The sequence below is a fragment of the Pseudomonas sp. MDT2-39-1 genome, from assembly GCF_054898085.1.
Window position 1 is genome coordinate 1,398,141 of the sequence record NZ_CM142716.1, and the last position, 17,349, is coordinate 1,415,489.

Below are 17,349 nucleotides of genomic sequence, written 5' to 3' on the forward strand. Positions count from 1 at the left end.
AGCAAAAACCTATTAAGCCCGCTGACTCAGCCAGGCATGCAATTCTGAAAAACGATCAATGGCCAGTCGCGGCTCGAACAGCCTCAGCGCCTCGATCGATTGAGCGCCATAACTGACCGCCACCGAATGCATGCCGGCGTTACGCGCCATCTGCAAATCGAAGGACGAATCACCGACCATCAGCGCCTGCCCCGGCTGAACTTCGCAATGGGCGAGAATCTGCTCAAGCATCAGCGGATGAGGCTTGCTGGCGGTTTCATCGGCGGCGCGGGTGATATCGAAATAATCTTCCCAGCCGTGAGCTTTCAGCACCCGATCCAGCCCGCGACGGGCCTTGCCCGTCGCCACAGCCAGATGATAACCCTCGGCACGAAACGCCTCCATCGACTCGACCACACCTTCGAACAGCGGCGAGGGCACGGCTTCGGCGGCGATGTAGTGATCCGCATAGTGCTGCCGGAACGCTACCAGCTCGTCATCGCCAATTTCGGGGTACAACGTGCGAATAGCCTCAGGCAGGCCCAGACCGATAATGCCCTTGACTGCAAAATCATCACGCAACTGAAACCCCGACCGCTCGGACGCGACATGCATTGCCTCGACAATCCGACCAATGGAGTCAGCCAGCGTGCCGTCCCAATCGAAAATCAGCAGCTTGTAATCAGAGGGGTGCACTCAGGCGCTCCACGGTCTTGGCCCACATTTCGTCCACTGGCGCCTGCAACTTCAACTCACCGCCATCCGGCAGCGGCACGGTCAGCAGGTAGGCGTGCAGGAACAAGCGTTTGCCGCCCAGATCGCGGATTTCCTTACTGAAACCTTCATCGCCATACTTGGTATCGCCAGCGATGCAATGCCCGGCGTGCAGGGTATGAACGCGGATCTGGTGAGTCCGGCCGGTGATCGGCTTGGCTTCGATCAGGGTGGCAAAGTCGCCGAAACGACGCAGGACCTTGAACACGGTCACAGACTCCTTGCCCTCCTCCTCGTCGACCTCGACCATACGCTCGCCGGAACGCAGATTGCTCTTGCCGAGCGACGCACGAACCTGCTTGATCGAGGCCGCCCAGTTACCGCGGACCAGCGCCATATAGCGCTTGTCGACGCCATCACCGCGCAATGCCGTGTGCAAGTGACGCAGCATGCTGCGCTTCTTGGCGATCATCAGCAGGCCGGAGGTGTCACGGTCGAGACGGTGAACCAGTTCGAGCTCCTTGCAGTCGGGACGCAACTGACGAAAGGCTTCGATCACCCCATAAGTCAGTCCGCTGCCGCCATGAACCGCGATGCCGCAAGGCTTGTTGATCACGATCAACGCCTTGTCCTCGAACACAATCGAGGCCTCGAGGCGTTGCAGCAGGCCCTGGGCCAACGGCACCGGCTCGTCACGCTCAGGCACGCGAACCGGCGGCACGCGCACGATATCGCCCGCCTGCAGCTTGTATTCGGGCTTGATCCGACCTTTGTTCACTCGCACTTCGCCCTTGCGCAAAATGCGGTAAATCAAAGTCTTGGGCACGCCTTTGAGCCGAGCGAGAAGGAAGTTATCAATACGTTGGCCGGCATATTCCGGCGAGACCTCCAGCAGTTGTACGGCTGGGGTCGAAGGGGCAGTAGTCGTCATGCCGCGGATGATAACAATTTTTTATGGAATTGAAGCACTTAATCATTGCTGCTATAGTCGCGAACGCCGCCAAAAGCGGCCTGGACAGCGGACTAACGGTCAAAAACCGGCCCTGACCAACGCAATTCACCAGGGCGCGAGGCCGTCCTACGGGGCTTTCGCTACGTAACGGTGGAGTTTGCAGCTGTAACGAGCGCAGGTGACATGAGGCCTGAATCAAGCCGCAAAGCAGAGTTTTCACTCGCCTTTCGAGCCAATATTCACGGCCAGTTCACAAAGTGCAGTCGGCTACGGACGACCCCGAGCGAACGCTTCGGAAACAACGCCTAAATTAGCCATGATGCGTGACCTCCCCCTTCGGAGCTCACGGTAAATGCCAACCCGCTGCGGATTCTGCGCGCGGCAGCACCCGAATTATCAGGGATACGTGTAGGGTGGAGATGCACAACCGCTGGACTGTGTAGCAATAGGCTTTATCAAGACGCTTCATCTCGTCCACAGCCGCTGGTTGATTCCTCCTCCTGACTGAGTGCTTAAGTAGCCACAGCAAGCAGGACGCGTACGTCGCGATAACGGCCCAATTGGCCGGACATCGCTGGACACGGGAATGGCCAACCACTCCCGACGCACCTGACACCGACCGTGAGAAGTCGTGTGTGCCGAACGCCGTTTCCGGCAGCCCGGAAACCGACGGTACTACATGAAAAGAATGCTGATTAACGCAACTCAACCCGAAGAGTTGCGTGTTGCACTGGTAGATGGCCAACGCCTCTACGACCTGGACATCGAATCCGGTGCACGCGAGCAGAAGAAGGCCAACATCTATAAAGGCCGGATTACTCGCATCGAACCAAGCCTTGAGGCTGCCTTTGTCGATTTCGGCTCCGAGCGCCACGGCTTCCTGCCCCTCAAAGAAATCTCCCGCGAATACTTCAAGAAAGCCCCCGAAGGCCGCGTCAACATCAAGGACGTCCTGAGCGAAGGCCAGGAAGTCATCGTTCAGGTAGAAAAAGAAGAACGTGGCAACAAGGGCGCGGCCCTGACCACGTTCATCAGCCTGGCCGGTCGTTACCTGGTGCTGATGCCGAACAACCCGCGTGCCGGCGGTATCTCCCGTCGCATTGAAGGTGAAGAGCGCAACGAACTGCGTGAAGCCCTGAACGGCCTGGTTGCCCCGGCCGACATGGGTCTGATCGTTCGCACTGCCGGCCTGGGCCGCAGCAGCGAAGAAATGCAGTGGGATCTCGACTACCTGCTGCAACTCTGGACCGCCATCAAAGAAGCCTCGCTGGATCGCTCCGCGCCATTCCTGATCTACCAGGAAAGCAACGTGATCATCCGCGCCATCCGCGATTACCTGCGCCAGGACATCGGCGAAGTGCTGATCGACAGCGTTGAAGCCCAGGACGAAGCCCTGACCTTCATCCGCCAGGTGATGCCGCAGTACGCCAGCAAGATCAAGCTGTACGAAGACAGCGTTCCGCTGTTCAACCGTTTCCAGATCGAAAGCCAGATCGAGACCGCCTTCCAGCGCGTCGTCGAACTGCCTTCCGGCGGTTCCATCGTCATCGATCCGACCGAAGCCCTGGTGTCCATCGACATCAACTCGGCGCGCGCCACCAAAGGCAGCGACATCGAAGAAACCGCGCTGCAGACCAACCTTGAAGCCGCCGAAGAAATCGCCCGTCAGTTGCGCTTGCGCGACATCGGCGGCCTGATCGTCATCGATTTCATCGACATGACCCCTGCCAAGAACCAGCGCGCCGTGGAAGAAAAAGTCCGCGAATGCCTGGAAGCCGACCGCGCTCGCGTGCAAGTCGGTCGCATCTCGCGCTTCGGCCTGCTGGAAATGTCCCGTCAACGCCTGCGTCCATCGCTTGGCGAAAGCAGCGGCATCGTTTGCCCGCGTTGCAACGGCACCGGCATCATCCGTGACGTTGAATCGCTGTCCCTGGCGATTCTGCGCCTGATCGAAGAAGAAGCCCTGAAAGACCGTACCGCCGAAGTTCGCGCCCAAGTGCCAATTCCGGTCGCAGCCTTCCTGCTCAACGAAAAACGCAACTCGATCACCAAGATCGAACTGCGCACCCGTGCCCGCATCGTCATCCTGCCGAACGATCACCTCGAAACGCCGCACTTCGAAGTTCAGCGTCTGCGCGATGACAGCCCGGAAGCCGCGGTCGGCCAGTCCAGCTACGAAATCGCTGCTGCCGCTGCCGAAGTCGAAGAAGTCCAGCCAGCCGCTGCGACCCGCACCCTGGTTCGCCAGGAAGCTGCGGTCAAGACAGCACCGGCTCGCGCCAACGCTCCGGTTCCGACCGAAGTCGTTGCCGCACCGGTTGCTGCTCCGGCCGTTGTGCCAGAGCCAAGCCTGTTCAAAGGCCTGGTGAAGTCGCTGGTCGGCCTGTTTGCGACCAAGGAAGAGCCTGTTGCTCCGGCCGCTGTTGAAAAACCGGCGACCACCGAGCGCCCTGCCCGCAATGAAGAGCGTCGCAATGGTCGTCAGCAGAGCCGCAACCGTAACGGTCGCCGCGATGAAGAGCGCAAGCCTCGTGAGGAACGTGCACCGCGTGAAGAACGCGCACCACGTGAGCCACGCGAAGAGCGTCAACCACGCGAAGCCCGCGAAGAAGCCCCAGCAGTAGCCCGCGAAGAACGCGCTCCACGTGAAGAGCGCGCACCACGCGCTCCTCGTGAAGAACGTGCACCGCGTGCGCCTCGTGAAGACCGTAAGCCACGTGGCGAGCGTGAAGAACGAGTGCGTGAACTGCGCGAACCTCTGGATGCCACGGCTCCAGCTGCTGCGGCTACCGCTGCTGCGACCGCTGAAGAGCGTCCGGCTCGCCAGCCACGTGAAGAACGTGCTCCGCGCCCACCGCGTGAAGAACGTCAGCCACGTGTCGAGCAAACTGCCGCCGTTGCCGAAGAAGAGCTGGTGACCAACGAAGAGCAACTGCAGGAAGACGGTCAGGAAGGCGCCGAAGGCGATCGTCCACGCCGCCGCTCCCGTGGCCAGCGTCGTCGCAGCAACCGTCGCGAGCGTCAACGCGATGCCAACGGCAACGTGATCGAAGGTTCGGAAGAATCCGAGTCCGCCGAAGGCAGCGAAGCTGATGACAGCAACGAAGCGCCAAGCACTTCTGATCTGGCCGCCGGCCTGGCTGTTACCGCAGCCGTTGCCAGCACCGTGATCAGCGCGCCGGCTGAAGCACAAGCCAACGAGCAAGCCGAACGCGCGACTGCCGCCACCCTGGAAACGGCTCCAGTTGAAGCGCCAGTGGTAGAAGCGACGACAGCGGTCGAAGCCACTGCTGCTCCGGAAATCGAAGTGGCGCCGGTTCGTGAAGCTGAGCCGGTTGTTGAGCCGGCTCCAGTTTTCGAGCCAGTGGTTGCTGCCGAGCCAGCGGTCGAAACCTCCAGCGAAACCGTGACCGAAGCTGTGCGCGAAGTTCGTGAAGAACAAACCGCGTTCAACTGGGTTGCCGAGCCGGTGGCTGTTGAAGTACCTGCACCGGTTGCTGAAGCCCCAGTGGCTGAAGCTGTGTACTCCGAGCCAGTAGTTGCTGCTGCCGAGCCTGCTCCGGTGGTTGAAGCGCCGGTTGTTGCCGAAGTGGCTGCACCGGTCGTTGAAGCAGCTCCGGTCAGCGCCTTGACCGAGAATGGCCGTGCGCCGAACGACCCGCGTGAAGTGCGTCGTCGCAAGCGTGAAGCCGAGCGTCTGCAGAAGGAAGCCGAGCTGGCTGCCACTGCTGCTCCGGTTGAAGCGGTTGTCGCTGCCGAGCCTGCACCGGTTGTTGCTGAAGTGGTCGAAGCGGCACCTGCTGCCGAGTCGGTCATTGAAGAAGCGCCGCGCTCCGTACAGGAAGCGGTAGAGCAACACGAGCAAGCCCTGGAAAAAGAACACGAGCCTAAACCGCTCGTCTGATTCCATCGGCCACTAAAAAGCCCCGCCTGGTGATCCAGGCGGGGCTTTTTTTATGTGGGCGGTGCAGCAGATAGACCGCGTTATCGTTCTTCGTCGGATCACCGCCCGGACCAAGCCTCGCTCCTACAGGATTGTCGTCGATTACAAAACATCGGCACACCTCTACCTGTAGGAGCGAGGCTTGCCCGCGAAGACGGTGTGTCAGGAAAATACTAATGCAGCAGGCACATCCACATCCCACAACACCCCGGCATCCTCCACCGCCACTTCAACCACCCGGCCTTGGGCAAACAATGGCTTGGCCCCATGATCACCCGATAACCCCATCAGCCCCGGCCCAAAACTGCGACCGAAACCGACCGGATGCCCGTACTCACCCGCATGCACGGGCACACTGACGCAATCATCAGCAATCCCCGCCACCACCCGCTCAATACTCGACGGTAAGATAAACGGCATATCCCCCAGCACAATCAACCAGCCACTGAGCGCTGGACACTCCGACACGCCGGCCGCAATGCTGTCGCCCATCCCGGTCGACTCGATCACCACAATCTCGAAGCCATACGCCTGAGCCATGCGCATCACTTGCGGGCGATCTTCGGTGGTCACCAGCACGCGCTTCTCAAGGCTGGCCGGCAAATTCACCAGCACCTGTTCGATCATCGAACGAACAGCGCCATCGCGACCGGCGCAGTCCGCCAGAAGCTTGTCCTTGTCCTCTCCCGCCACCTGCCTGAAACGACTGCCCTGCCCCGCCGCCAGCACGATGACGCCGATGGATTCGCTCATACAACCTCCTGCAACGGCTTCTTCTGCTTCAGTTCGACGCCGTTCTTGATCGCCACAATCTCGGCCAGCAGCGACAAGGCGATTTCCGCGGGACTGTGGCTGCCGATGTGCAAACCAATCGGGCCGTGCAGCCGCTCGATGGCCTGTTGTGACAAGCCTAGCTGAGCCAGGTTTTCACGACGCTTCAGGCTATTGACCCGCGAGCCCAGGGCACCGACATAAAAAGCCCTGGAATCCAGCGCCGTCAGCAAGGCCATGTCATCCAGACGCGGATCATGGGTCAGGGCAACAATGGCCGTGCGTTCGTCAGTCTGGATGTTCAGCACCGCCTCATCCGGCATCCCCGAGACGAAACGGCCGTGCTGCTCTTCCCAACCGTAGACAAACTCGCTGCGCGGGTCGCAGATCAGCACTTCGAAATCCAGCAGCCGCGCCATCTCGGCGACATACCGGGACAGTTGCCCCGCACCGATCAGCAACAGCCGCCAACGCGGACCGTAGATGGCGCGCAGTGTGTTGCCGTCAAAACTCAGTACGTCGCTTTTGTTCGCCGCCTGCAAAACCACTTCACCGGTCGCAATATCCAGCGAGCGAGCGACGATTTCATGGTCCTCGCAGCGCGCCAGCAACTCGGCGACCCACTCTGGATCGCCGACCCGCTCCTCGGTCAGGCGCAACGTGCCGCCGCACGGCAAACCAAACCGTGCGGCCTCCTCACGGGTGACGCCGTAGGTGATCAACTGCACCGGCGGCCCGTCAGACGGGATCCGGCCATCGTGCAACCGGGCAATCAAATCATCCTCGACACACCCACCGGACACCGAGCCGATCACCACGCCATCTTCACGTAACGCCAGCATCGCGCCCGGAGCCCGGGGCGCGGTGCCCCATGTCTGGACCACGCTGTACAACACCACCCGCTGACCGGCGCGGCGCCATTCCAGCACGCTGCGCAGGACGTTCAGATCCGCGCTGTCCATCAGGCCTGCGCCTTCTGCCAACCTTGCAGCTGATAGCGAACCGGCAAACTGCGAATTCGCTGGCCGGTGGCAGCGAAGATCGCGTTACACAGCGCAGGCGCAATCGGCGGTACGCCTGGCTCGCCGACACCACCCAACGGCACAACGCCCGGTGGCGTGACCAGATGCACCGCCACTTCCTTCGGCGCCAGCGACATGCGCGCCACTTCGTACATGTGGAAGTTGTCCTGCTGCACCATGCCGTCCTTGAAACTGATTTCCCCGACCACCGCATTGCCCAGGCCCATGACGCAGGCACCTTCGAACTGAGCGCGAATCCGCTCGGGGTTGATCTGCGGACCGCAATCCACCGCGATGTCAGCCTTGTGCACGATCAGCGTGCCGTCGTCTTTGACTTCGACCTCGATCACCGTCGCCACATAGGTGACGAAGCTGTAATGCACCGCCAGGCCCAGGCCTCGGCCCTTGGGCAACTCACGCCCCCAACCGGCAGCTTTGGCGGCAGTTTCCAGCACGGTACGCATCCGCCCGGTGTCGATCGGATAACGCTCGGGTGATTCGCCGTAGTTCCACTCTTCGCTCAAGGTGCGCGGATCGATCTGCCGGTCCGGGCCAAGCAATTTGATCTGGTACTTGAGTGGATCCTGCTTGGCCTTGTACGCCAGCTCATCGACAAAGCTCTGAATCGCAAACCCGTGGGGAATGTTCGACACCGAGCGATACCAGCCGACCCGGGTATGGATCGCCGCTTCCGGGTTTTCCAGGCGCACGTTGGGGATCGCGTAGGCCATGTTGGTGAAGCCCATGCCCAACTCGAACGCCGCCTCGTGGTTCATGCCCGGGGCGAACAGTGCGGTGATGCTCGGGGCGACGGTGCGGTGCAACCAACCGGAGGGCAGGCCGTCCTTGTTCAGGCTGGCCTTCAGGTACTCGGCCGACACGGTGTGGAAGTAAGAGCAGTGGATGTCGTCTTCACGGGTCCATTGCACCCGCACTGCCTTGCCGGGGAATTCCTTGGCGAGGATCGCCGCTTCGATGATGAAGTCCGGTTTGGATTTGCGACCGAAACCGCCGCCCAGCAAGGTGACATTGAACGTGACCTTATCGAACGGAATGCCAAGGCGTTCGCCAATCCGTTCACGGGTGACTTGTGGCGCCTGGCTCGGCGCCCAGGCTTCACACACACCCTCCTTGAACCGGGCGATGGCGACCATCGGTTCCATCGGCGCCTGCGTCAGGTGCGGCAGGTAATAAGAGGCTTCTAGGGTGCTGTCGGCGCCTTTCATGGCGTCGTCGATGTTGCCGGTATTGCGCACCACTTTGCCGGGCTTGAGGGACGAGGCTTCCAGCTCTTTGCGGTAGGCGATCGAGTCGTAACTGGCATTGGGGCCGTCATCCCACTCGATTATCAGCGCTTCGCGGCCCTTGATCGCAGCCCAGGTGTTACTGGCCACCACGGCCACACCCCCTAACGGCTGGAACTCGGACGGCAGCGGACGGCCTTCGATCTGAATGACTTTGATCACGCCCGGGACTTTCATTGCGGCGCTGGAGTCCACGGATTTAACCGTACCGCCATAGACCGCCGGACGTGCAATCACGGCGTAGAGCATGCCATCGAAATGCACATCGGCACCGTAGATGGCGCGGCCATTGACGATGTCGGCACCGTCGATCGCCTTGCTGCCTTCCTTGCCGATGTAGCGGAATTCCGACGGCTGCTTAAGCCGCAGGCTGTCACGGGCCGGCACTACCAGCGCACCCGCCGCCGCGGCCAGGGCGCCATAGCCCAGTTCACGACCGGTCGGTTGGTGCACCACTTTATGCAGTTGCGCATGGCACTCGCTGACCGGCACTTTCCACTGCTCGGCAGCCGCTTGTTCAAGCATGGTCCGCGCGGCAGCACCGCAACGACGCATCGGTTCGTACCAGTGACGCATGCTGCGCGAACCGTCGGTGTCCTGGTTACCGAAACGAATTTCGTCGCCCGGCGCCTGCTGCACTTTCATCATTGCCCAGTCGGCGTCCAGCTCATCGGCCACCACCATGGTCAGGCTGGTGCGCACACCCTGGCCCATTTCCGAGCGGTTGCAGACCACCGTCACCATGCCGTCAGCTGCAATGCTGATGTAAACCTTGGGATCATCGATCCAGCCATTGGGCATGCCGTCGGCGCCGAATTTTTTCTCTTTTTCTTCGGCGAAAGCGTCTTGCCAGCCCCAGCTGGCCACCAGCACCAGCGCACTGGTGGCGCCGACCCCTTTCAGGAAGCCGCGGCGGCTGAGGTTGCTCAACGCAAAATCATTCGGTAACTGGCTCATGCCTTGGCCTCCTTAAGGTGAGTGGATGCCTGGCGGATGGCGGTCTTGATGCGGTTGTAGGTGCCGCAACGGCAAATATTGCCGACCATCGCCTCTTCGATCTGTTCGTCGCTGGGGTTGGGGTTGGTCTTGAGCAGCGCCGTCGCCGACATGATCTGCCCACCCTGGCAGAAACCGCATTGGGCCACGGCGGTGTCGAGCCAGGCTTGTTGCACGACTTGCCCAACCGGGTCGACGTGCAGGTTATCGATGGTGGTGACGTTCTGGCCGACCACCGAGCCAATCGGCGTGATGCAACTGCGCGCCGGAGCGCCCTCGATATGAATGGTGCACGCGCCACACAGGCCCATGCCGCAGCCGAACTTGGTGCCGTTGTAACCGGCCACGTCGCGGATGGCCCAGAGCAGCGGCATATCCTCGGTGACGTCGAGTTGATGGTCTTGACCATTGAGCTTCAGGGTAATCATAGGCACGCCGCCATTTTTTCTAATTAATAGATTTGGGTTATGGGGTCGAGCAATCTGCCGCCAGGGGATGGCGGTTGGCATCACGCAGATCCGCTCAGGCTAATGAGGCTCTCTTAAAGCGAACGGCAACGTCTGCCTCGGCCTTTGATGGAGCAAATGAATGCATCGTTAGGGGGCTAAGTTAACCCAGCATTAACAAAAAAGCCCTGCACAGTTGAAGGTGTGCAGGGCTTTGAGATCAGTCATTAAAGCGTAGCTTCAATACTGATTCGGCTCCATTTCCAGGTCGACTTTGAAACGTTCGCAAATGTCCTTCTGAATGTGCTGCGCCAGGTTCAGCAACTGGAGGCCGGTGGCGGTGCCGTAGTTGACCAGCACCAGCGCCTGCAACTTATGCACGCCGGCATCGCCGTCTCGAAAGCCTTTCCAGCCGGCACGCTCGATCAACCAGCCTGCCGCCAGTTTCATCTGCCCATCGGGTTGCGCGTAGGCCACCAGGTCCGGGTATTGGCTTTTCAGCTGCGCGACCAGCGCCGCCGGTACCAGAGGGTTCTTGAAAAAACTGCCCGCATTGCCGAGCACGGCCGGGTCCGGGAGCTTTTCGTTGCGAATGCTGCAGATTGCCTCACTGACATCGGTGGCGGTCGGATGATCGATGCCTTGCTCGGTCAGGCGCTGACGAACCGGACCGTATTCCAAGTGCAGGTGCGCGGCGCGATCCAGGTTGAAACGCACGCGCAGGATCAACCAGCGCCCCGGTTCCTGTTTGAACAGGCTGTCGCGATAAGCGAAGTTGCACTGCGCCAACGTGAAGTCGCGCAGCTCCCCGGTCTGGCGATCCAGCGCGGTGAGGCCAGCGAACACGTCTTTGATCTCGACGCCATAGGCGCCAATGTTCTGCATCGGCGCCGCGCCGACCGTGCCGGGGATCAGGCTGAGGTTCTCCAGCCCCGACAACCCCTGCGCCAGGGTGTGTTGCACGAATGGATGCCAAGGCTCGCCGGCCTCGGCTTCGATCACCACCTTGCTGCCGTCATCGCTGAGGATACGAATCCCGCGGGTGGCCATGCGCAGCACCAACGCCTGGATATCGGCGGTCAGCAACAAGTTGCTGCCGCCACCAATCACCAGCAATGGCACGTCATGGGCCGACGCGTAAGCCAGGGCTTCACGCACATCGGCATCGCTGCGCGCTTCGGCGAACAACCGGGCCTGGACGTCGACACCAAACGTATTGAACGGCTTGAGCGAAACCCGGGGTTGAACCTGCAAACTCATAACCGTCCCTTCAATTCGATTACCAGCCGATCACTGGCGCGCTCGATCAGGTCCAGCACTTGCTCGAAGCCCTGGTCGCCGTCGTAATACGGGTCCGGCACTTCATCGATTTCCGAATCGTAGCGACGCAGGAACAGGTCCAGTTCGGCCTTGCCCTTGGCCGGTTGCAAGGCCTTGAGGTTGCGCAGATTGCTGTTGTCCATTGCCAGAATCAGGTCGTAGGTGGCGAAATCCGCACGGGTCACTTGCTGCGCGCGTTGGGCGGAGAGGTCGTAACCGCGCAGTTTGGCGGCGGCCTGGCTGCGTTTGTCCGGTGCCTTGCCGACATGCCAGTCACCGGTGCCGGCGGAGGCGACTTCGATTTGATCGACCATGCCCGCTTCGCGCAATTTATGCCGCAGCACACCTTCGGCCGTCGGAGAACGGCAGATGTTGCCCAGGCATACGAACAGAACGCGCATCAGGCCTCCAGCAGGCGACGAACGCGCTCGAGGTCTTCGACGGTGTCGACACCGGTGGGCGGTGCGATCAGCGCGTCGGCGACGTGAATCCGCACGCCGTGCCACAAGGCACGTAGCTGTTCCAGGGACTCGGTGTTTTCCAGCCAGCACGGGCCCCAGCTGACGAAGTCATGCAGGAAACCGGCGCGGTAGGCATAAATGCCGATGTGGCGGCGATACGGCACGCCTTCCGGCAATTGCTCGCGGCTTTTGGCAAACGCGTCCCGGGCCCACGGCAATGTGGCGCGACTGAAGGTCAGCGCCAGGCCATTGAGGTCGCTGACGACCTTGACCACGTTGGGATTGAACAGGGTTTCCACGTCCTCGATCGGCTCGGCCAGGGTGGCCATGCGCGCTTCGGTGTGGGCGGCCAGGTTGGCGGCAACCTGATCGATCACGCTCGGCGGGATCAGCGGTTCGTCACCCTGGACGTTGACCACTATGGCGTCGGCGGCCAGGCCCAGCTTCTCGGCGACTTCAGCCAGACGATCAGTACCGGAATTGTGATCTTCGCGGGTCAGCACCACTTCGGCACCAAACGCCTTGCACGCCTCAACGATGCGCGGGTCGTCAGTGGCGACCACCACACGTTCGGCGCTGCTTTTGCACGCCTGTTCCCAGACGTGCTGGATCATCGGCTTGCCGGCGATCAGCAGCAGCGGTTTGCCCGGCAGACGGGTCGAGGCATAACGCGATGGAATGACAACGGTAAAGGCTGTGGTCATTTATCCAGACGCTCGTCGGTGGTCAGGGTGCGGGCTTCGGTTTCAAGCATCACCGGGATGCCGTCACGAATCGGGTAAGCCAGGCCGGCGCCTTTGCTGATCAGCTCGGTCTTGTCGGCGCTGAGCTTGAGCGGGCCTTTGGTGACCGGGCAAGCGAGGATATCGAGCAATTTGGTGTCCATGAGCATTCCCTGGATAAGAACGGAGTTAAGGCAAAAGACGAGCCGGCAACAGGCGCATCAGCTGCGTATCGAACCAGGCCACGAAGGCCGGCGATGGTGCAGCATCGACCGCCAGGTACCACCAATCGGCGGCGGCGAAGGCACGGCACTTCACCGCGTCCTTTTCGGTCATCACCAACGGCAATGACGGTGTGAAATTCAAGGCCTGCACGCTGTACTCGGCGTGGTCGGCAAATGCATGCGGCACTGGTCGCCAGTGTAGCGTTTCGAGGGTCGTGAAGAAACGCTGCGGATTGCCGATCCCGGCCACGGCGTGCAGCGCCTGGCCTGCGGGGAAGTGGTCGAGGGGACGACGCTCACCGCTTTGCAGGTTGACCAGTTCGGTGGGTTGCAACTGGAAGGCAAACCCGTCTGCGCGATCATCGGCTGCGCCGTTGTACAACACGGCGTCGACGCTTTGCAGGCGCTCGACCGGTTCACGCAAAGGGCCGGCAGGCAGGCAGCGTTTGTTGCCCAAGCCTCGGGCGGCGTCGATCAGCACCAGTTCCAGGTCCCGCGCCAAGCGGTAATGCTGCATGCCGTCATCGGACAGGATCAGGTCCAGCGGCTCACTCGCCAATAGCGCTTTAACGGCGCTGCTGCGATCCGGGTCGATCATCAACGGCACGCCGGTGCGCTGAACGATCAACAGTGGTTCGTCGCCTGCAATCTCGGCGCTCTGATCGGCCACGACGCGCCACGGCAATTGCGGCGGTTTGGCGCCGTAGCCCCGGCTGACCACGCCGACCCGCAAGCCGCTACGCTGGCAATGCTGGATCATCCACAGAATCAGCGGTGTCTTGCCGGTGCCGCCGACGGTGATGTTGCCGACCACGATCAGCGGCACGGGCGGCTGATAGATTTCGCCCTCACCCGCCAGAAAGCGCTTGCGCTTGTTCATGACCACGCGCCGATACAGCCACTCCAGTGGCTGCAACAGTTTCAGGGCCGGATGCCCCTGGTACCACGCGGCGAGTAACCGATCGGACATGGGCATCAGGGCGCGGTCGGCGCCGCTTCGACCGTGGTCATGCGCAAGTGGCTGAAACCCAGTTTGCCGGCGGCGTCCATGGCGATGACGACGGATTGATGCTGGGTCTTGCCGTCCGCGCTGATCGACAGCGGCAGGCTGGTGTCGCCGTTGGATTCTTTCTGCAACGCCTCCATCAGGCTGGTCAGGTCGTTCTTCGGCAACAATTGATTGTTCACCGAAAACGCGCCTTCGGCACTGATGGCCACGTCCAGGTGTTTGACTTGCTGGTCTTCGGCAGGCGAACCGCTGACCGCTTCCGGCAGATCGACGCGCAACTGGGTTTCACGGGTAAATGTAGTGGTGACCACGAAAAACAGCAGCAGGATAAACACCACGTCGATCAGCGACGCGAGGTTGATGTCTACCGTTTCCCGCGGTTTGCGGCGGAATTTCACGCTTTGCCCTCGGCCAGGTCCACATCACGGTCGCCCTGCACCACTTCGACCAGTTTGATCGCTTCCTGCTCCATGCCTACCACCAGCTCATCGATCCGGCGTTGCAGGAATCGGTGAAAGAACACTGCCGGGATACCGACCATCAGGCCGGCGGCCGTGGTGATCAGCGCCTTGGAGATACCGCCTGCCAGCACGGCGGCATTGGTGCCCATGCCCGTGCCCATGAACGCGCTGAAAATATCGATCATGCCCAACACCGTCCCCAGCAAGCCCAGCAATGGGGCCATGGCGGCGATGGTGCCCAGCGCATTGATGTAGCGTTCGAGCTCGTGAATCACCCGCGCGGCGGCTTCTTCAATGCACTCTTTCATGATCTCGCGACCATGCTTGGAGTTGGCCAGGCCCGCCGCAAGGATTTCGCCCAACGGTGAGTTGGCGCGCAGTTCCTTGAGTTTTTCTTTATTGAGCTGTTTGTCCTTGATCCACACCCAGACCTGCCCGAGCAGATGCTCCGGGGTCACACGGCTGGCTCGCAGGGTCCAGAGACGCTCGGCGACGATCGCCATGGCCGCGATGGAACTCAAAATGATCGGCAGCATCATCCAGCCGCCGGATTTGACCAATTCCCACACAGTGACAGTCCCCTCGAAAAAGTGCGCCACTCTAACATAGGGGCTGGATGCACCGAAGACCGTGATGTCGCATCCGGTCGGGGTTTCATAACTCGCGGTTATGGGTCGGGCGATGGCGGATCGCGCCAGAAGCGCCGTTCCAGACGCATCGTCCACGGCGGCTTGAAGCGTCCCAGTTGCAGACGAATGGCGCCGTGCGCGGCGCTGTCGTAGATCGCCATGCCGCGCTTTTGATAGCGCGCCATGACCGTGGGATGCGGGTGACCAAAGGAATTGCCCTGGCCACGGGAAATCAGTACAGCCTTGGGTTGTAACGTGGCGAGCAGTGCCATCGAAGAAGAACTGCGGCTGCCGTGGTGCGGCGATTGCAGCCAGTCGGTCGACACGGCGAGCGGACTGTCGAGCAGCGCCCGTTCGGCAGCGGCATCAATGTCACCGGTCAACAACAATCGCTCGCCATTGGCTTCGATCTGCAAGACACAGGATTTTTGATTGCTGTCGTGGCCGGATGTCCATTGCCAGAGCTGGAAGTTCACACCGTCCCAGGTCCATTGCTGGCCGCTTTCACAGCCCCCCGCTCGCAATTCGGCGGGCAGCGCCTCGGGATCGCCGCTCAGGACCCGCGTCACCGGCAATCCGTTGGCAACCGCTCGTGCACCGCCGGCGTGATCGGCATCGGCGTGGCTGATGAGCATCAGGTCGATCCCGGTCACGCCCAGTTTGCGCAATGCCGGCAGCACCACCCGCTCGCCGAGGTCGAAATCACCGAAACGCGGCCCGGTGTCATATAACAACGTGTGATGGCGGGTGCGCACAAGGATGGCCAGGCCTTGACCGACATCCAGCTGCCAGACTTCGGCGATGCCTTCGGGAAGCAGTGGGCGAGGTGGAAAAACCAGCAGCAGCAACAGCGGCCAACCCAACGGGCGCAACGGCACACCTTTAGGCAGTAATAGAAGAAAGGCACCCAGCATGCCGAGCGCCCAAATCCACAGCGGCACCGCGACCGGCACCCAGGCGGGCAATTGCCCGGCCATTAATGCCAGCCCCTTGAACAGCAGGTTGACCAGACCACCCGCCAACCACAGCAATCCCTCACCCACATAAGGGACGGGCAACAACAAGGTCCCGAGCAAGGCTGGCGGCAATACCACCAGACTGACCCAGGGCACCGCCAGCAAGTTGGCCACCGGCCCGCTGACGCTGATCGGCAACCCGAGTATCAACAGCAATGGGCACAAACCGATCGCGATCAGCCATTGCGCGCGGGTCCAGGTTTGCCACCAGCGCCAAGGGCCCAGCCGTCCACCGAAGGTAAAAATCAATACTGCCACCGCCGCGAAGGACAACCAGAACCCCGGCTGCAAGCTCGCCAGCGGGTCGAGCAGTAAAACGCCGTTGAGCGCCAGCAACAGCGGCCACCAGGCACCGAGGTGACGAAACCGCAGCCGCCACAACAACACCAGCCCGATCATCACGCAGGCCCGCCGCACCGGCACCTCGAAACCGGCCAGCAGTCCGTACCCCAGCGCCGCAGCAAACGCCAGTCCGCACGCCCATGGCAGCCAGGGCAAACGGCTTGGCCACAGACCATAGCGGGCCAGCCCGGCGATCAGCAGATACACCAGCCCCGCCAGCAGCCCGATGTGCTGCCCGGAAATCACCAGCAGATGCACGGTGCCAGTGTCTTGCAGTACCTGCCAATCCTCGCGACTCAGCCCGGCGCCGTCGCCCAAAACCAATGCCGTCAGCGCTCCCGTCCGGCCCTGAGCATCTACCGCCTGCAACCGTTGGCGAATGTTGTCGCGCCAGGCCCATTGGGCGGCGGCAAGCCGCTGCCCATCCTTGACCGTCCCGGTAGCGCCAATACGTTGGGCCAGCAGCCAAGCGTCGTAGTCAAATGCATGCGGATTGAGCAGCCCGGCGGGACGTTTCAATTTGACCGCCAAGCGCCACCGTTCGCCACTGTTGACGGGAGGCCCGTCATACCAGGCGAGACGCAGATGTCGGGGCAGCCGGGTGCTGCGGGACTGACTGTCCGTCAATTCGAAGCGCACGACACCTTCGGCATTCTGCGGCAGCCCCGTCACCCGACCTTCGACCCAACGAGTTTCGCCATCGAGCTTCAGCGGCAGGCGATCATCCAGCGCCCACTGCGCACTCGCGCATGCCCAACTGAAGCCGAACAGGAAAAACGCCAACGGACAGGTTCGAAACGGCAGCAGCATCAAACCCACAACAGGCAGCAACATCCATAACCAGACCGGCGGTAAAACCGGTAAAAAACGCAGGGCCAGCAGACCCAACGCCAGCGCCATCATCCCTGTGCGCATACGCCCGTCCTTGAGAGTCCCACCCTAGGCATAGCTGGCCGACCGCACGTGCACGGTTATTAATTGTCACAAAGTCTGAATGGGCGGTTCATAGAATCCAGACATACTTGCCGCCTTAACCGA

15 protein-coding genes are annotated in these 17,349 nt (G+C 61.5%); 1 reads left to right on the plus strand and 14 read right to left on the minus strand.

What is annotated here, in order from left to right; genetic code table 11:
• Positions 1-12: 12 nt before the first annotated feature.
• Entirely contained in the window at positions 13-675 is a 663-nt protein-coding gene (locus ACYZTM_RS06915; RefSeq protein ID WP_461987810.1) for an HAD-IA family hydrolase, read from the minus strand.
• Positions 662-1,624, minus strand: a complete 963-nt coding sequence (gene rluC / locus ACYZTM_RS06920; RefSeq protein ID WP_131062732.1) for a 23S rRNA pseudouridine(955/2504/2580) synthase RluC — start codon at positions 1,622-1,624, stop codon at positions 662-664. The genes ACYZTM_RS06915 and rluC overlap by 14 nt, the downstream gene beginning before the upstream one ends.
• 700 nt (positions 1,625-2,324) lie before the next feature.
• Between rluC and rne the strand changes: the two genes are divergently transcribed.
• Positions 2,325-5,549, plus strand: a complete 3,225-nt coding sequence (rne, locus tag ACYZTM_RS06925; RefSeq protein ID WP_461987812.1) for a ribonuclease E — start codon at positions 2,325-2,327, stop codon at positions 5,547-5,549.
• Between the two features lie 201 nt (positions 5,550-5,750).
• Here rne and ACYZTM_RS06930 read toward each other — a convergent pair whose 3' ends face one another.
• The 12 genes from ACYZTM_RS06930 to ACYZTM_RS06985 form a co-directional block, all read right to left on the minus strand.
• A complete protein-coding gene (locus ACYZTM_RS06930; RefSeq protein ID WP_461987814.1) occupies positions 5,751-6,341 on the minus strand; it encodes a nucleotidyltransferase family protein in 591 nt (196 codons plus the stop codon).
• Positions 6,338-7,321 (minus strand): XdhC family protein, encoded by a 984-nt coding sequence (locus ACYZTM_RS06935; protein ID WP_131062735.1) that lies wholly within the window; start codon positions 7,319-7,321, stop codon positions 6,338-6,340. The genes ACYZTM_RS06930 and ACYZTM_RS06935 overlap by 4 nt, the downstream gene beginning before the upstream one ends.
• Positions 7,321-9,642, minus strand: a complete 2,322-nt coding sequence (locus ACYZTM_RS06940) for a xanthine dehydrogenase family protein molybdopterin-binding subunit (protein WP_461987816.1) — start codon at positions 9,640-9,642, stop codon at positions 7,321-7,323. Before ACYZTM_RS06940 ends, ACYZTM_RS06935 begins: the two co-directional genes overlap by 1 nt.
• Entirely contained in the window at positions 9,639-10,109 is a 471-nt protein-coding gene (locus ACYZTM_RS06945) for a (2Fe-2S)-binding protein (protein WP_131062737.1), read from the minus strand. Before ACYZTM_RS06945 ends, ACYZTM_RS06940 begins: the two co-directional genes overlap by 4 nt.
• Before the next feature lie 258 nt (positions 10,110-10,367).
• A complete protein-coding gene (gene murB, locus ACYZTM_RS06950; protein WP_461987819.1) occupies positions 10,368-11,387 on the minus strand; it encodes a UDP-N-acetylmuramate dehydrogenase in 1,020 nt (339 codons plus the stop codon).
• Positions 11,384-11,848: a low molecular weight protein-tyrosine-phosphatase gene (locus ACYZTM_RS06955; protein ID WP_131062739.1), complete on the minus strand. Its 465-nt coding sequence runs from the start codon at positions 11,846-11,848 to the stop codon at positions 11,384-11,386. The genes murB and ACYZTM_RS06955 overlap by 4 nt, the downstream gene beginning before the upstream one ends.
• Positions 11,848-12,612: a 3-deoxy-manno-octulosonate cytidylyltransferase gene (kdsB, locus tag ACYZTM_RS06960; RefSeq protein WP_131062740.1), complete on the minus strand. Its 765-nt coding sequence runs from the start codon at positions 12,610-12,612 to the stop codon at positions 11,848-11,850. The genes ACYZTM_RS06955 and kdsB overlap by 1 nt, the downstream gene beginning before the upstream one ends.
• Positions 12,609-12,794 carry a Trm112 family protein gene (locus tag ACYZTM_RS06965; RefSeq protein WP_010461887.1) on the minus strand — a complete coding sequence of 62 codons (186 nt, stop codon included), beginning with the start codon at positions 12,792-12,794 and terminating at the stop codon, positions 12,609-12,611. The genes kdsB and ACYZTM_RS06965 overlap by 4 nt, the downstream gene beginning before the upstream one ends.
• A gap of 25 nt (positions 12,795-12,819) precedes the next feature.
• Positions 12,820-13,830 (minus strand): tetraacyldisaccharide 4'-kinase, encoded by a 1,011-nt coding sequence (gene lpxK, locus ACYZTM_RS06970; RefSeq protein WP_461987822.1) that lies wholly within the window; start codon positions 13,828-13,830, stop codon positions 12,820-12,822.
• Complete coding sequence (locus ACYZTM_RS06975) at positions 13,830-14,261, minus strand: ExbD/TolR family protein (RefSeq protein WP_461987824.1); 432 nt, start codon at positions 14,259-14,261, stop codon at positions 13,830-13,832. The genes lpxK and ACYZTM_RS06975 overlap by 1 nt, the downstream gene beginning before the upstream one ends.
• A complete protein-coding gene (locus tag ACYZTM_RS06980) occupies positions 14,258-14,893 on the minus strand; it encodes a MotA/TolQ/ExbB proton channel family protein (RefSeq protein WP_162556235.1) in 636 nt (211 codons plus the stop codon). The genes ACYZTM_RS06975 and ACYZTM_RS06980 overlap by 4 nt, the downstream gene beginning before the upstream one ends.
• A 98-nt stretch (positions 14,894-14,991) precedes the next feature.
• Complete coding sequence (locus tag ACYZTM_RS06985; RefSeq protein WP_461987826.1) at positions 14,992-17,226, minus strand: DNA internalization-related competence protein ComEC/Rec2; 2,235 nt, start codon at positions 17,224-17,226, stop codon at positions 14,992-14,994.
• Positions 17,227-17,349: the final 123 nt, after the last annotated feature.

What these genes read in the sequence shown, in the direction of transcription:
- rluC (WP_131062732.1), bottom strand. Translation starts at nt 1,624, where the DNA reads ATGACGACTACTGCCCCTTCGACCCCAGCCGTACAACTGCTGGAGGTC.
- rne (WP_461987812.1), top strand. Translation starts at nt 2,325, where the DNA reads ATGAAAAGAATGCTGATTAACGCAACTCAACCCGAAGAGTTGCGTGTT.
- ACYZTM_RS06930 (WP_461987814.1), bottom strand. Translation starts at nt 6,341, where the DNA reads ATGAGCGAATCCATCGGCGTCATCGTGCTGGCGGCGGGGCAGGGCAGT.
- ACYZTM_RS06985 (WP_461987826.1), bottom strand. Translation starts at nt 17,226, where the DNA reads ATGCGCACAGGGATGATGGCGCTGGCGTTGGGTCTGCTGGCCCTGCGT.
- kdsB (WP_131062740.1), bottom strand. Translation starts at nt 12,612, where the DNA reads ATGACCACAGCCTTTACCGTTGTCATTCCATCGCGTTATGCCTCGACC.
- lpxK (WP_461987822.1), bottom strand. Translation starts at nt 13,830, where the DNA reads ATGCCCATGTCCGATCGGTTACTCGCCGCGTGGTACCAGGGGCATCCG.
- murB (WP_461987819.1), bottom strand. Translation starts at nt 11,387, where the DNA reads ATGAGTTTGCAGGTTCAACCCCGGGTTTCGCTCAAGCCGTTCAATACG.
- ACYZTM_RS06945 (WP_131062737.1), bottom strand. Translation starts at nt 10,109, where the DNA reads ATGATTACCCTGAAGCTCAATGGTCAAGACCATCAACTCGACGTCACC.
- ACYZTM_RS06940 (WP_461987816.1), bottom strand. Translation starts at nt 9,642, where the DNA reads ATGAGCCAGTTACCGAATGATTTTGCGTTGAGCAACCTCAGCCGCCGC.
- ACYZTM_RS06935 (WP_131062735.1), bottom strand. Translation starts at nt 7,321, where the DNA reads ATGGACAGCGCGGATCTGAACGTCCTGCGCAGCGTGCTGGAATGGCGC.
- ACYZTM_RS06955 (WP_131062739.1), bottom strand. Translation starts at nt 11,848, where the DNA reads ATGCGCGTTCTGTTCGTATGCCTGGGCAACATCTGCCGTTCTCCGACG.
- ACYZTM_RS06965 (WP_010461887.1), bottom strand. Translation starts at nt 12,794, where the DNA reads ATGGACACCAAATTGCTCGATATCCTCGCTTGCCCGGTCACCAAAGGC.